This is a genomic window from Pseudomonas sp. SJZ074, assembly GCF_007828215.1.
In the GTDB taxonomy this organism is placed as follows: Bacteria; Pseudomonadota; Gammaproteobacteria; order Pseudomonadales; family Pseudomonadaceae; genus Aquipseudomonas.
This window is the reverse complement of record NZ_VIUE01000011.1, coordinates 126,436-140,334: the sequence shown is the minus strand read 5'-3', so window position 1 is coordinate 140,334 and position 13,899 is coordinate 126,436. Positions and strand designations below refer to the sequence as shown.

At 61.8% G+C, this 13,899-nt stretch carries 10 protein-coding genes, 1 other RNA gene and 1 pseudogene; 2 read left to right on the top strand and 10 right to left on the bottom strand.

Features of this window, described 5'->3' with window-relative positions:
• Positions 1-259: 259 nt before the first annotated feature.
• The 4 genes from recR to dnaX all read right to left on the bottom strand — a co-directional run bounded on the left by recR (position 260) and on the right by dnaX (position 4,692).
• Positions 260-862, bottom strand: a complete 603-nt coding sequence (gene recR / locus FBX99_RS14375; RefSeq protein WP_144924237.1) for a recombination mediator RecR — start codon at positions 860-862, stop codon at positions 260-262.
• A 66-nt stretch (positions 863-928) separates the two neighbouring features.
• On the bottom strand, positions 929-1,963 hold the full coding sequence (locus tag FBX99_RS14370; protein WP_144924240.1) for an NADP-dependent oxidoreductase: 1,035 nt from the start codon (positions 1,961-1,963) through the stop codon (positions 929-931).
• Between the two features lie 271 nt (positions 1,964-2,234).
• Positions 2,235-2,573: a YbaB/EbfC family nucleoid-associated protein gene (locus FBX99_RS14360; RefSeq protein WP_003183512.1), complete on the bottom strand. Its 339-nt coding sequence runs from the start codon at positions 2,571-2,573 to the stop codon at positions 2,235-2,237.
• 64 nt (positions 2,574-2,637) lie between these two features.
• Positions 2,638-4,692: a DNA polymerase III subunit gamma/tau gene (gene dnaX, locus FBX99_RS14355; protein WP_144924246.1), complete on the bottom strand. Its 2,055-nt coding sequence runs from the start codon at positions 4,690-4,692 to the stop codon at positions 2,638-2,640.
• Positions 4,693-4,834: 142 nt separating this feature from the next.
• On the opposite strand from dnaX, the gene FBX99_RS14350 reads away from it, so the two are divergent.
• On the top strand, positions 4,835-5,602 hold the full coding sequence (locus FBX99_RS14350; RefSeq protein WP_144924249.1) for an ABC transporter substrate-binding protein: 768 nt from the start codon (positions 4,835-4,837) through the stop codon (positions 5,600-5,602).
• Here the strand turns inward: FBX99_RS14350 and FBX99_RS14345 are convergent.
• Complete coding sequence (locus FBX99_RS14345; protein WP_145131848.1) at positions 5,554-7,293, bottom strand: bifunctional diguanylate cyclase/phosphodiesterase; 1,740 nt, start codon at positions 7,291-7,293, stop codon at positions 5,554-5,556. The two genes, FBX99_RS14350 and FBX99_RS14345, sit on opposite strands and share 49 nt — an antisense overlap.
• A 338-nt stretch (positions 7,294-7,631) precedes the next feature.
• Here FBX99_RS14345 and FBX99_RS14340 point away from each other — a divergent pair, with 338 nt between their 5' ends.
• A complete protein-coding gene (locus FBX99_RS14340) occupies positions 7,632-7,946 on the top strand; it encodes a helix-turn-helix domain-containing protein (protein ID WP_144924255.1) in 315 nt (104 codons plus the stop codon).
• Between the two features lie 82 nt (positions 7,947-8,028).
• Here the strand turns inward: FBX99_RS14340 and FBX99_RS14335 are convergent.
• The 5 genes and pseudogenes from FBX99_RS14335 to zipA all read right to left on the bottom strand — a co-directional run bounded on the left by FBX99_RS14335 (position 8,029) and on the right by zipA (position 13,882).
• A pseudogene (locus tag FBX99_RS14335) lies at positions 8,029-8,681 on the bottom strand (Pr6Pr family membrane protein).
• Between the two features lie 193 nt (positions 8,682-8,874).
• Positions 8,875-8,971: signal recognition particle sRNA small type (gene ffs, locus FBX99_RS14330), an RNA gene on the bottom strand.
• A gap of 291 nt (positions 8,972-9,262) precedes the next feature.
• On the bottom strand, positions 9,263-10,423 hold the full coding sequence (locus FBX99_RS14325) for a putative zinc-binding metallopeptidase (protein ID WP_145131846.1): 1,161 nt from the start codon (positions 10,421-10,423) through the stop codon (positions 9,263-9,265).
• 130 nt (positions 10,424-10,553) lie between these two features.
• A complete protein-coding gene (gene ligA / locus FBX99_RS14320) occupies positions 10,554-12,911 on the bottom strand; it encodes an NAD-dependent DNA ligase LigA (protein WP_145131844.1) in 2,358 nt (785 codons plus the stop codon).
• Positions 12,912-13,039: 128 nt separating this feature from the next.
• A complete protein-coding gene (gene zipA, locus FBX99_RS14315; RefSeq protein ID WP_144924269.1) occupies positions 13,040-13,882 on the bottom strand; it encodes a cell division protein ZipA in 843 nt (280 codons plus the stop codon).
• Between the last annotated feature and the right edge of the window lie 17 nt (positions 13,883-13,899).

Sequence of the window (13,899 nt, the reverse complement as noted above, 5' to 3'; positions counted from 1 at the left end):
GGCCTCACAGTTATAACGATTACCGGTCGCCGGTCGTCAGGGAAAGACTGGCGGCGTGAACCTTAAATGGTGTCCAAGAATACTTGACCAGTTCAGGCTCGCTCCCACATAGGTCGGCGGTGGCTTTAGTATTCTGCGGCTGAACACAAACCCTGTGGGAGCGAGCCTGCTCGCGATAGCGGAGTGTCAGTCACATGATTAATGGCCGATATGCCGCCATCGCGAGCAAGCCCGCTCCCACAGGGCTTCTCGGCGATTGTTACAGCGCGATCGGCTTACGCCCGGCAAACGAATGCGCCAGCGTGCCGCCGTCCACCAACTCCAGCTCGCCACCCAACGGCACGCCGTGGGCGATGCGGGAGGCCACCAGGCCTTTGTTGTTCAGCAACTGGGCGATGTAGTGGGCGGTGGCTTCGCCCTCTACCGTCGGGTTGGTGGCGAGGATGACTTCGGTGAACGTCCCCGCCTCTTCGATCCGCGCCATCAGCTCGGGAATGCCGATGGCCTCCGGCCCCAGGCCGTCGAGGGGCGAGAGATGTCCCTTGAGCACGAAATACCGCCCACGGAAACCGGTCTGTTCCACCGCATACACGTCCATCGGCCCTTCCACGACGCACAGCAGCGTGTCGTCCCGACGCGAATCGGCACATTGCGGGCACAGGTCGTCTTCGGTCAGGGTCCGGCATAAACGGCAATGCCCCACCCCTTCCATGGCCTGGCTCAGGGCCTGGGCCAGGCGCGAACCGCCGCTGCGATCACGCTCGAGCAATTGCAACGCCATGCGCTGGGCAGTTTTCTGACCCACACCCGGCAAGGTTCGCAGGGCATCGATCAGTTGGCGAATCAAAGGGCTGAAGCTCATCGAGGAAATGTCCGACATGACAACGAGACGCGGTTTATACCCGCGCCTCTGACCAGCGTCAAATACTCAATCCTGCGCCACCCGCACCACCAGCTTGCCGAAGTTGCGTCCTTCCAGCAGCCCGATAAATGCCTGCGGCGCATTCTCCAGGCCATCGACCAGGTCTTCGCGGAACTTGACCCGACCATCACGCACCCACGGCGCCATCGCGCTGATGAATTCCGGCTGACGGTCACCGTAATCGTCAAACACGATAAACCCCTGCATGCGCACCCGCTTGGTCAATAGAGTGCGCTGCAATAGCGGCAAGCGATCCGGCCCGCTCGGGGCGTGTTGATCGTTGTAGGACGCGATCAGGCCACAGAGCGGGACACGGGCCTTGGCGTTGAGCAGCGGCACCACGGCGTCGAAGACTTTGCCGCCGACATTTTCGTAATAGATGTCGATGCCTTTGTCGCACGCCCGGGCCAGCTCTTCGGCAAAGTGCTCGCTCTTGTGGTCGATGCAGGCGTCGAATCCCAACTCATCGACCACGTATTGGCATTTCTCGCGGCCGCCAGCCACCCCGACGACCCGCAGGCCCTTGATCTTCGCCACCTGGCCGACCACGGACCCCACGGCGCCCGAGGCGGCGGCCACCACCAGGGTTTCCCCGGCCTTGGGTTGGCCAATGTCCATCAGGCCCATGTAGGCGGTCATGCCCGGCATGCCCAGCACCCCCAAGGCCATCGACGGGCTGGGCAAACCGGATGGGATGGGGGTGACGTTGCGGCCATCGCTGATGCTGTGACTCTGCCAGCCTGTGATCCCGACGACCAGATCACCCTCGTGGAATTTCGGGTGCTTCGAACGCACCACGCGGCTGACAGCTCCGCCGGTCATTACTTCATCGATTTCCACCGGCGCAGCGTAGGAAGGTGCGTCGCTCATGCGTCCGCGCATGTAGGGATCCAGGGACAGGAACAATGTCTTGAGCAGGATCTGTCCGTCCGTCAGCTCAGGCAGGGTCACCTGCTCAACGCGGAAATTCTCCGCGGTGGGAGCGCCCTTGGGACGGGAAGCGAGGACGATGCGCTGGTTGGAGGTCGATGCTTGTGACATGAGGGCGTTCTCCTTGATCGTTGAATGGGGCTATAGGGAGCAGACCTTCTTGAGGGGGTAGCGTTCGATGTTTGTCCACTGAGGGAGCAGCTGTGGGAGCAAGGCTTGCCCGCGATGAAGTTAATGCGCTCGTTCAGAAATCGCGGCGCCTGTATCGCGAGCAAGCTTTGCGCCCACAGTGGGTTGTGCCACCACAGCCAAGGCGCAGAAACAAAAATGCCAGGCGCGATGCCTGGCATTGGGTGTAGCCCATCCCGACCGGGATGGCGAATCAGAATGGCAGCTTCATGCCCGGCGGCAGTTGCATGCCGGCGGTCATGCCGGACATTTTGTCCTGGCTGTTGGCTTCGATCTTGCGCACCGCGTCATTGACGGCAGCGGCGAACAGGGCTTCGAGCATTTCCTTGTCGTCTTCGCTCAGGCCTTCGACCACGCTCGGGTCGATGCTGACGCGCTTGATGTCGTGGCGACCGGTCATGACCACGGTCACCATGTCGCCGCCGGATTTGCCGGTGACTTCGGCGTTGGCCAGTTCTTCCTGCATCTTGGCCATTTTTTCCTGCATTTGCTGCGCCTGCTTCATCAGGCCGGCCATGCCACCTTTCATCATGGGAATCACCTCGAAAGTACTTGGATAAACACCGCGCCCGACCCTTTCGGCCCGGCGCCTTCAATTATGAGCCCTGGGTGACCGGGGCCTCGACAGGTTCGATAGTATCGTGACGGACCACCGCGCCGAACTGTTGCATCATCTGCTGGATGAACGGATCGCTGTGGATCGATTCCTCGGCCTCGCGCTGACGGTCGGCACGGCGCCGGGACGCGGCCTGGGCCGGGGTTTCCTGCTCAGGCTTGATCAGTTCGATGCTCAGCGTCAGGGTGCGCTGATGATACTGGTTCAGCGCATCGTTGAGGCGCCGCTGCTGGGTCGCGTTGAACAGGGCGCTATGGGCCGGATCCAGGTGCAACAGCCAGTGGTCGCCTTCCACCGCGATCAGCGTGCAGTTGGCGGCGATGCTACCGGTCATGCCGGTGATCGGCAGTTTCGGGAACAGTTCCAGCCATTGCAGGGCCAGCCCGGTGGCCGGCATCGCCGCGGGCTCCGGCTCAGGCTCAGGTGCCGGCTCGGCGGCGTGCTCGCTCGCCAGATCGTCCAGGTAGCTGTAGGCCGAATCCATGTCCGGCTCGATGTAATCCTCATCCAGCGGAGGCTCGTCGTCCAGGTCCATGCCCGGCGTGGCCACATCGACGTCGGCGGCTGTCGGCTCGGGCATCGGAGCAGCGACCCACTCGGGCGCCTCAGGTACCACGCTGTCGGGCGTCGGCAGGGGCATCGGTGGCAGCTCGGGCTGCTCGGCAACGGTTTCCAGCACAGGCTCAACGACAGGCTGCTGGACGATCTCGGGCTCGACCGGATCGTCCCAGGGCAGATCGATGATAACTTCGGCAACTGGCTCAGGCAGCGGCTCGGGCTCAGGCTCGGCGACAGGTGCCGGAGCCGGCTCCATGACGGGCGCCACCGCAGCCGGAGCGGGAGCCGCTGCCGGCGCAACAGCAGGCGCGGCAGCCACTGGCTTGGCGGAATCAGCTGTGGCCTGGCTGATCCCCACTGGCTTTAGCACCTGCCTCGGCGCGTCCGCCGTGTCGGCAGGACGGAATGCCAGCATTCGCAGCAGCACCATTTCGAAGCCACCGCGCGGATCCGGGGCCAGGGGCAGGTCGCGACGACCGATCAGGCCCATCTGGTAATAGAACTGCACGTCTTCGGCGGGCAAGGCCTGGGCCAGGGCCAGCACGCGGTCACGGTCGCCATGGCCATTGTCGACGCCGTCAGGCAAGGCCTGGGCGATGGCGACGCGGTGCAATACATTGAGGATTTCCGACAGCACGCCGTTCCAGTCCGGCCCCTGTTCGGCCAGGTGGCGCACCGCTTCGAGCAACGCCCTCGCGTCACCATCGATCAGGGCATGCAACACGTCATAGACCTGGCCATGATCGAGCGTACCGAGCATGGCCCGCACATCGGCAGCCATGACCTTGCCTTCACCGAAGGCGATGGCCTGGTCGGTCAGGCTCATGGCGTCACGCATCGAACCGTCGGCGGCGCGGCCCAACAGCCACAGCGCATCGTCTTCGAACGGCACATTCTCGACACCCAGCACGTGGCTCAGGTGCTCGACGACCCGTTCCGGCGTCATGTTCTTCAGGGAGAACTGCAGACAGCGGGACAAAATAGTTGCAGGAAGCTTCTGCGGATCGGTGGTCGCCAGGATGAACTTGACGTAAGGCGGCGGCTCTTCGAGCGTCTTTAGCAGCGCATTGAAGGAATGGCTGGAGAGCATGTGCACTTCGTCGATCAGATAGACCTTGAAGCGGCCACGGCTCGGGGCGTACTGCACATTGTCGAGCAGCTCGCGGGTGTCCTCGACCTTGGTGCGGCTGGCGGCGTCGATCTCGATCAGGTCGACGAAACGACCTTCGTCGATTTCCTGGCAGACCGAACACTCGCCGCAGGGTGTCGACGTGATACCGGTTTCACAATTCAGACACTTGGCGATGATCCGCGCGATGGTAGTCTTGCCCACGCCACGAGTCCCGGTGAACAGGTAGGCGTGGTGCAGCCGCTGGCTGTCCAAGGCGTTGATCAGAGCCTTGAGCACATGGGTCTGGCCGACCATTTCGCGGAACGAGCGCGGACGCCATTTACGTGCAAGAACCTGATAACTCATCGAAAACCATCGCAACGAAGGAACAGAAGCGGCTAATGCTAGCGGAGCAGGGGCGAAATTGCATCCGGTGCGCCGTTCTAATCTGGCTAAGCTTGATATCAGGACTCGGTTGTCGACACGTTTTATACCGTCAGGAGAGCTTATGCGCTTGGCCATGGGGGCTTTGCTGTTATTAGGGACAGAATGTTCCGCCGCCGAACTACCCTTGCGTTTTGCTGTGACCGACGGCTGGGCCATGCCCATGGTGCAGATCGAGCGGGGTCGCCCGACCCAGGGCATACTCCCCGATATCATGACCAGCCTGGCGACTCAGGTGGGCATGCCGGCCGAGTTCCACGTCCTCTCCCGGGCCCGGCTCGACGGCGCCATGCGACACGACGAAGTCGACGTGCGCTGTTATGTCAGCCCCGACTGGGTAAAGGACAAAGGGGGAGATTTCCTATGGAGTGTCCCGCTGTTTTTCCAGCGCGACCTGCTCGTCGGCAAGGCCAGTGCCCCCACGCAAGTGGCGCCGGCGACGTTGGCGCAACAGTCCATAGGCACGGTGCTCAGCTATAGCTACCCGACCTTGCAGCCGCTGTTCGACAGTGGCCAGCTACGGCGCGACGACGCACGAAGCCAGGAACAGGTGCTGGCAAAATTGCTTGCCGGTCGCTATCGCTACGGGGTGAGCAACCAATGGGCACTGGACTGGTTCAACCAACGGCACACCGCTGACCATCAATTGCATGGGGTAGCCGTGCTTCAGGAACAGCAGTTGGGCTGCTACCTGCGCAATGATCCGAAAATCCCGGTACAACGCATCCTGCGCACCTTGCAGCACATGAAAGCATCAGGGGAGATCGACGCGATCATCCAGCTCTACACCGGTCGCAACGCCGAATCCGACGCTGAAACCGGCTCTCCCTGAATGTCCGGATGCCGCCATTGCGGCGGCGGGACAAACCTCGTCACCCAGCCCGGTATCTGCTCCGGTGGCATGGGTCGGGCGATGAAGTAGCCTTGGGCGACTTCACAACCCAGGCGCAGCAGCAATTGGCCATGCTCAAGGCTGTCCAGCCCTTCGGCGACAACCTGCCGATCGAACGCCTGGGCCAGACCGATCACGGCCCTGGTCAAGGCCAGGTCATCCCGGTTCACAAGAATGTCGCGGATAAAGCTCTTGTCGATCTTGATGGTCTGGGTGCGCAAATGCTTGAGGTCATTGAGGGAGCAGTAGCCCGTCCCGAAGCCGCCCAGGGAAAACCCCACCCCCAAGGCCTGGCAAGCCTGCATGCAAGCGCTGACATGCTGGAGATTTTCCACCGCGACGGATTCGACGATTTGCAGGTCGAGCATCCGTGGCGCCACGTCCGGGTGCCGTCCCAGCATCTGCCGCAGCCGCTCGACGAAGTCCGCCCGCTGGAAATGCCGAGCCGAGATATTGATGCTGACCGGCCACCCCTGCCCCGCTTGCTGCCACAGCTGCAGCTGAGTCATGACCTGTTCCATGACCCACTCGCCGATCTCGACGATCAGGTCGGTCTCCTCCGCCAGCGGCAGGAACTCACGGGGCGGCACCAGGCCACGTTGCGGGTGCTTCCAGCGCAGCAGCGCCTCGAGCCCCACTACGGCGCCGCTGCGCATGTTGACCTTGGGTTGGAAATGCAGCCGCAGCTCATGGGCGGCCAACGCCTGCCGAACCCGCTCGACGCTCTGGTAGGTGGCCCGCACCTCCTTGTCCCGGGATACATCGAACAGATGGAAACGATTGCGACCGCTCTGCTTGGCCATGTACATCGCCTGGTCGGCATGGCGCAGCAACGTCTCGGCGTTTTCGTTGTCCCAGGGGAACAGCGTGACGCCGATACTTGCGAAAACCTTGATGCTTTTACCGCCAATGGAATAGGGCGTGGAAACAGCAACCAACACCCGGTTCAAAGCCCCATGCAACTCATCCATCCCAGGCACATGACGCAACACCAGCACGAACTCGTCTCCCGCCAGCCGCGCAACCACATCTTCGCCTCGGACGATGCTGCGCAGTCGCCTCGCAACCTCGACCAGCAGTTGATCGCCACTGGCATGGCCGTGACCGTCATTGACCGCCTTGAAGCCATCGAGGTCAAGCATGCAGACCGCCAGGGGGAAATTTTCCGACTGGGAAAACGCCAGGGCCTGATCCAGCAGGTCAGACAAATAGGTACGGTTGGGCAGCCCGGTCAGCACATCGTGCCCGACTCGCCACTGCAGGGAATGCAACTGCTGGCGCTTGTCGCTGACGTCGAAACGGATGGCCAGGTAGCGCTCGACCTGGCCCGTCGCGTCGTCTATCACCGGCACCAGGGTGGTGTCGACCCAACGCAACGTACCGTCCTTGGCGCGATTGCAGATATCGCCCTTCCAGACCTGCCCCAACGAGATGGTGTGCCACATGGCACTGAAGAACTCCCCCGGATGATGACCGGAATTGAGCAGGCGATGGTTCGCCCCCAGCAGTTCTTCGCGCCGGTAGCCAAAGAGGTTACAGAACTGGTCGTTGACGTAGGTGATACGCCCGCTCGCATCGGTCTCGGAAAACATCGCGGCGGCGTCAACGGCTCTGCGGTACTTCTTATCCATCGAAGCAGTCATCCATGAGTCAGGCTCATTTGTCGCGCGCGGTTGCACCGCCTGCGGACAGGCGAAAATCAACTAGGCTCAAACATCTCGGAAAAAGCGGGGACACGGCATCGCCGATGCCACCTGAACGTCCAGAACACCTGCCCAGTGCCACGACAATGAACGCGCGGCCTGTCTCTTTTTGCACATTCCGGCACCTGAAGCAGGTCACCAAATGCCCGTTCCAAACGCTGATTCTACGAAACACATCACATTTTGAAAAGCAAGGTGATGGATTGCGTGGTTGCCTAATGCGAAAATCTATCGTTAAGTTCTTGATTCTAAATGGGAATTGAGCGATGCAAATTTCAAGTTTGGGTGCAGCCATCAGACGCTACCGCAAAGTAGCGGGGCTGACTCAGGCTGAACTTGGCGAAAAAACCGGTTTTGACCCCAAGACCATCAGCCGTTTCGAAACCGGCACCTACATGCCCAGCATCGAAGCCCTGCTCCTGCTCGCCAATGTACTGGACGTGCAGCCGAAAGCCTTTTTCGTCGACATGAACGCTGAAGACGAACAGCGCGCCTACCTGTTCGGCGTCATACACAAGGCCACGCCGAAGGACCTGGGCAAGCTGATCGCGGCGGTTGATCTGGCGCTGTCCAAGCCTTGAGTCGGGTGTGATCGCTCCGATTACCAATGCCTGACGTACATCCTTTGCAGGAAAGGTCTGGATGGCTTTTTCAGCCATCCTTTCAGCGTCCGCTCCTTGCGCGATCCACCGCAACCAGCACCAGTGAAATCACCACGAACCCCACCAATACCAGCACCGCGTTGACCAGCACCTGTGAATAACCCAACCTGTCCACCTCGATGAACGGATAGGGATAAGTACCGATCATCTCGCCGCGTATCAGAGCGTAAATGAAATAGACCAGTGGATAGATCAACCATGTCCACACGTTGCGCCAGTGCAGGGTTCCCTTCGGTACGCAGAACCACCAATAGATCATGAACAGCACCGGCATCACGTCGTGCAGCAGTTCATCCGCTACCCACTGCCAGCCTTGAGGGTTCCAGGTCTGGCGTAGCAGCAGGTTGTACGCCAGCCCGACCAGCACGATGGCAGCCGCCACCCCCGTTTGGGTCGAGGGCCGGAGAAAGAAACGCCGCAGCGCCGAGTCGCCTGTCGTCGCCGCGCAGGTCAGCACGATCGCCACCAGAATATTGGTCAGCACCGTGAAGTACTGAAAAAGATCTCCACGCCGCCTACCAGGCTCTTCTCGGCCTGCCAGCGTGAGGTCAGGATCAGGTAAAGCTGGAGAAGCAATGCAAACCATCCCAGCGCCGCCGCGACCTTCACGGCAGTCGCCCCTCTGCTTTGCGTCAACACCGTGTCGTTGTTCATCACGTTGCCCTCCGGTCGGTTACACGAACCCTAGAAAGGCATGACAAGTAATTCTACTGTCAGAAATGACAGTGCCGATCAACGGTAATAATGCGGACAGCAGAAGGCATCGACCGAATTCGATCAGGACAAGAAAGATAAGAGGAAATCTGACAAGCCTTGCGAACGAAGGCCTGGGGCGTTATGGAGGCAACCCCACCAGCCACACCCCGGCACACAATGTTCCCGCTGTGGCTGCTTCCTTCCGGATCTGACCAGGTTCACGGGTAATCGTTGCGGGGGGACCGATGGGGTCACCATAACGACGCCCGCCTGACGGCGAGCCGCGCCATTGTACCTATCTGACTGGAAGTTACAACCGTTCGCAGCGGATTAAAAAAGCGAAGTTGTTCAAGCACTTGCTATGGGGGTGGGGATGATTTCGGCAGCGCCCCGAAGAACCCTGTGGGAGCGAGCCTGCTCGCGATAGCGGTGGGTCAGCCTGCATGAGGGCTGAATGAGCTGCCGCTATCGCGAGCAGGCTCGCTCCCACAGTGGATCGTGGTGGGCTGAGTGAGCGGCCAATCCGGGAAGCCCCATCATTACAGCAACACCTCATCCGCCCGGCCGCCCTCCTCCTGGATCACCAGGTGGATGAAATGCAGTTTGGTGATAACGGCCGCCGACACGACGAACGGATAGAAATCCGGTTGGCCCATGCTGCGGGACAGTTCGTTGAGCATGCCGGCCAGTTCGATCCAGGCGTTGACGAACGACAGGAATGCCGCCCCTCCGGTGTGCTCGGGATCGAAGAGGGTCTCGGGTGGAAACGGCTGATAGTCGAAGTCCATGTCCTGGGCGCTCATGCCGAAGCCCAGCGCGGTGTCCACGGCGTCCATCATGTGCAGGTAGTGGGCCCAGGTTTCAGCCCAATCTTCCCAAGGGTGCATGGTGGCGTAGGCACTGACGTAACGGGTTTGCCAATCCAGTGGAGCCCCTTGCTGATAGTGCCGTTCCAGCGCCTCGGAATAGCTGGCCCGCTCATCGCCGAACAACCTGCGAAATGCCTCGAGCCAGTGACTGTCGGCAATCAGTCGGTCCCAGTAGTAATGCCCCACCTCGTGGCGAAAGTGCCCGAGCAAGGTGCGATAGGGTTCGTGCATCTGCTGGCGCACGGCCTCACGGTGGGCGTCGTCGGCCTCCTTGATGTCGAGGGTGATCAAACCGCTGGCATGGCCAGTGGTCGGTAGCCTGCCGTCGGGATCGACACCGATGAAGTCGAAAGCCAGGCCCGTGGTGTCGTCGACGCTTTTCGGGACGACCGGCAGGCCGAGGGTGATCAGTTGCGCCACCAGCCTGCGCTTGGCGGTCTCGACCTTGCGCCAGCGTTCAGGGTTCTGCGGGATCGACAGGTCAGGGATGGTGCGGTTCAGACGGCAGGCGACGCACAAGGTGTCGGGACCGCCAGCCGGCAGCAACCAATTGCACGCCGCCGCTGTGTCGAGGTTGGCGCAGCGACGGAACAGACCGGCTTGCGGGTCGGCGTCCAGGGTCCAGGTGTCGGGCAGATCACCGGGTTGCAGGGACGAGAGGCGACTCTGCTCGGGCTGGTAGCCCAACACCGCCAGGCAGGCCAGGCACTGGCTGTTGCGAAAGAACAGTGACTGGCCGCAGCGACACGGCCAGACCTTGCTGTTGCGCGAACGGTCGCCCAGGAACGGCGCGGCGATGCGTGAGCTCAGTTGTTCAAAGAAGCGGTACATGGCGATCTCTCCCTGGAGCCTGCAAGACTAGATCGTCTTCTGACAGAGACGTTCAACGTTCAGCCCGACTTCCCTGTGGCGAGGGGATTTATCCCCTCGCCACAGGGACCGCGCCCGACTTTAAGTAGGGCTAGACCGTGATGCCATGCTTGCCGAGAAACGCCACGAACGCCTCTTCGTCCAGCACTTTGAGCCCCAGCTCATTGGCCTTGGTCAGCTTCGAGCCCGCGCCAGGGCCGGCCACGACGCAATGGGTTTTCGCTGACACGGAACCGGCGACCTTGGCCCCCAGGCTCTCCAGCTTGTCCTTGGCGACGTCGCGGCTCATCAGTTCCAGCGAACCGGTGAGCACCCAGGTATGACCCGCCTCGGGCAAGCCTTCGACGACTTTCTTCTCGCTCTGCCAGTGCATGCCGAAGTCCCGCAACTGCTGTTCCGCGGCCTCGGCCTGCTGGCGATTTTCGGTGTTGGCGAAGAATTCCCGCACGGCGTTGGCCTGCTTTTCCGGCAGGGCCTGGCGCATGTCCAGCCAATCCGCGTTCATCACTGCCTCAAGGGAGCCGAACCTGTCCGCCAGTTTCTGCGCACCACCCGGTCCGACCGAAGGGATGTGCAGCTTGTCGAGAAAACCGCCCAAGGTGGTGCTGGCGGAAAACTCAGCGCCCAGCTCCCCTTGGTCCTGGATATCGAGACCATGGCGCAGCAGGTCCGTGATCACTTGGCGGTTGTGCGGGTCCTCGAAGAAGCTGTGGATCTCATGCGCCACTTCCAGGCCCACGTCCGGCAGATAGGTGAGCACCTGGGGCAACGCCGCCTGCACGCGCTCCAGCGAGCCGAGGGAGCGCGCCAGGACCTTGGCGGTTTCCTCGCCGACATCAGGGATGCCGAGGGCGTAAATGAAGCGCGCCAGGCTGGGCTTCTTGCTGTCGACGATGGCCGCCAGCAACTTGCGGCTCGACAGTTCGGCGAAGCCTTCCAGGTCGACCACTTGTTCGAAGGTCAGGGCATACAGATCGGCAGGCGAACCCACCAGGCCCTCGTCCACCAATTGCTCGATGCTCTTTTCTCCGAGCCCTTCGATGTCCATGGCCCGGCGCGAGACGAAGTGAATGATCGCCTGCTTGAGCTGCGCCCCGCAGGCCAGGCGCCCGACGCAGCGATACACCGCGCCCTCGCTGACGGTTTCACGCCCCTTGCTGCGCTTGATCAGTTGCGTGCGCTCCACGTGGGAGCCACACACCGGGCACTGTTGGGGCACTTCCACGGGGCGGGCATTTTCCGGGCGGCGCTCGGTGACGACTTGCACCACCTGCGGAATCACGTCCCCGGCGCGACGGATGATCACTGTGTCGCCGATCATCAACCCCAGGCGCGCCACTTCGTCCATGTTGTGCAACGTGGCATTGGCCACGGTCACGCCGGCCACCTTGACCGGCTTGAGCCGCGCAACAGGCGTCACCGCCCCGGTACGGCCGACCTGGAACTCGACGTCAAGCAGCTCGGTGAGCTCCTCGCTGGCCGGGAATTTATGAGCGATGGCCCAGCGCGGCTCGCGAGCGCGGAAGCCGAGTTCACGCTGGGAAGCAATGCTGTTGACCTTGAACACGACGCCGTCGATTTCATAGGGCAACGCGTTGCGTCGTTCGCCGATGTCCCGGTAATAATCCAGGCATTCGTCAATGCCATGGGCCAGTTTCAGTTCGCGGCTGATGGGCATGCCCCAGGCCTTGAGCTGCTTGAGATTGCCAATGTGGGTATCGGCAATGTCCGCCGTCACCTGGCCAATGCCATAGCAGCAGAACTCCAGCGGGCGGTTGGCGGTGATTTTGGAGTCGAGCTGTCGCAGGCTCCCGGCCGCCGCGTTGCGCGGGTTGGCGAAGGTCTTGCCGCCGGCCTCCAACTGCGTGGCGTTGAGACGTTCGAAACCGGCCTTGGACATGTACACCTCGCCGCGCACTTCCAGCACGGCTGGCCAGCCGCTGCCCTGCAGCTTGAGGGGAATGTTGCGCACGGTACGCACGTTGACACTGATGTCTTCGCCGGTCGTGCCGTCGCCACGGGTAGCACCGCGGACCAACAAACCGTCCTGGTACAACAGGCTGACCGCCAGGCCATCGAGTTTCGGCTCGCAGCTGTATTCCACCGCCGCGCCGCCGCCCAGCAGGTCGCCCACCGGCAGATCGAGGCCCTCGGTCACCCGACGGTCGAACTCACGCATGGTGGTTTCGTCGAAAGCGTTGCCCAGGCTGAGCATCGGAATCTCGTGACGGACCTGGCTGAACGCCGAAAGCGCCACGCTACCGACCCGCTGGGTCGGAGAATCACTGGTCACCAACTCCGGGTGCTGCTCTTCCAGGGCCTTGAGCTCGTGGAACAGGCGGTCGTACTCGGCGTCCGGGATGGTGGGCTCATCGAGGACGTGATAGCGGTAGTTGTGCTGATCCAGTTCGCTGCGCAGCTCTAGGATACGGGTTTCGACGGCATTCATGGGTGTTCTCTCATAAAGCAAAAGAGCAGCCGAGGCTGCTCATTTCAATCAGTCAAGCACGCTAGGCAAAGAGCCTGTGGCGAGGGGATTTATCCCCTCGCCACAAAGCGCCTCGCCAGCCGGCAGCCTCAGCGCTTCTGGGTCAATGCCCGGCGTTCGAATTCAACGATGCGCTGGCGGTAGTGCTCGATGGTCTGTGCGGTCAGTACGCTGCGCTGGTCATCCTTCAATTCGCCATTGAGTTCCTGGGACAACTTGCGAGCCGCCGCCACCATCACGTCAAAGGCCTGCTTGGGATGACGCGGGCCCGGCAGGCCAAGGAAGAAACTCACCGCCGGCGTGCTGAAATGATCGATGTCATCCAGGTCGAACACCCCTGGCTTGACGGCGTTGGCCATGGAGAACAGCACTTCACCGTTGCCGGCCATGCTCTCGTGGCGATGGAAAATATCCATCTCGCCGAAACGCAGGCCGCTTTCCAGGATGTTCTGCAGCAACGCAGGGCCCTTGAAGCCAGCCGGATCGCGGCAGATCACGCTGATCACCAGGACTTCTTCAGCCTGGGCCTGTTCCTTGTCGCTGCTCGACACCTTGCTCTCGTCCGGGAAATCGTCGCGGCTGCTGAAGCTCGGGCCGCCATCCAGGTCCAGGTTGAGGTTCAGGTCACCCTGGGACGGTTCGCTGTTGCGTTTGCCACGCTTGGAACCCGACTCACGGGGTTCGCGCACCGGCGCGCTCACCGACGGCAGGTCATGCTCGTCCAGCTGCGGCTCCTTGTGGGTGTCCAGCACCCGGGGCGGGCCCAGCAGCTCGGTATTGTCATCGTCGTCCGGCAGGTTCGACAGGCTGCGATCAAGGCGGAACTTGAGTTTCCCCTTGCCGCCGCGCATGCGGCGCCAGCCATCGAAAAGAATACCGGCAATGACAATGATGCCGATGACGATCAGCCACTCGCGCAGACCGATTTCCATGTAATCCCGTGCCTCTA

Excerpts from the sequence above, each read along its gene's own strand:
- recR (WP_144924237.1), bottom strand. The coding sequence starts at position 862 with ATGAGCTTCAGCCCTTTGATTCGCCAACTGATCGATGCCCTGCGAACC.
- ligA (WP_145131844.1), bottom strand. The coding sequence starts at position 12,911 with ATGAATGCCGTCGAAACCCGTATCCTAGAGCTGCGCAGCGAACTGGAT.
- FBX99_RS14340 (WP_144924255.1), top strand. The coding sequence starts at position 7,632 with ATGCAAATTTCAAGTTTGGGTGCAGCCATCAGACGCTACCGCAAAGTA.
- FBX99_RS14325 (WP_145131846.1), bottom strand. The coding sequence starts at position 10,423 with ATGTACCGCTTCTTTGAACAACTGAGCTCACGCATCGCCGCGCCGTTC.
- FBX99_RS14370 (WP_144924240.1), bottom strand. The coding sequence starts at position 1,963 with ATGTCACAAGCATCGACCTCCAACCAGCGCATCGTCCTCGCTTCCCGT.
- dnaX (WP_144924246.1), bottom strand. The coding sequence starts at position 4,692 with ATGAGTTATCAGGTTCTTGCACGTAAATGGCGTCCGCGCTCGTTCCGC.
- FBX99_RS14360 (WP_003183512.1), bottom strand. The coding sequence starts at position 2,573 with ATGATGAAAGGTGGCATGGCCGGCCTGATGAAGCAGGCGCAGCAAATG.
- FBX99_RS14345 (WP_145131848.1), bottom strand. The coding sequence starts at position 7,293 with ATGGATAAGAAGTACCGCAGAGCCGTTGACGCCGCCGCGATGTTTTCC.
- zipA (WP_144924269.1), bottom strand. The coding sequence starts at position 13,882 with ATGGAAATCGGTCTGCGCGAGTGGCTGATCGTCATCGGCATCATTGTC.
- FBX99_RS14350 (WP_144924249.1), top strand. The coding sequence starts at position 4,835 with ATGCGCTTGGCCATGGGGGCTTTGCTGTTATTAGGGACAGAATGTTCC.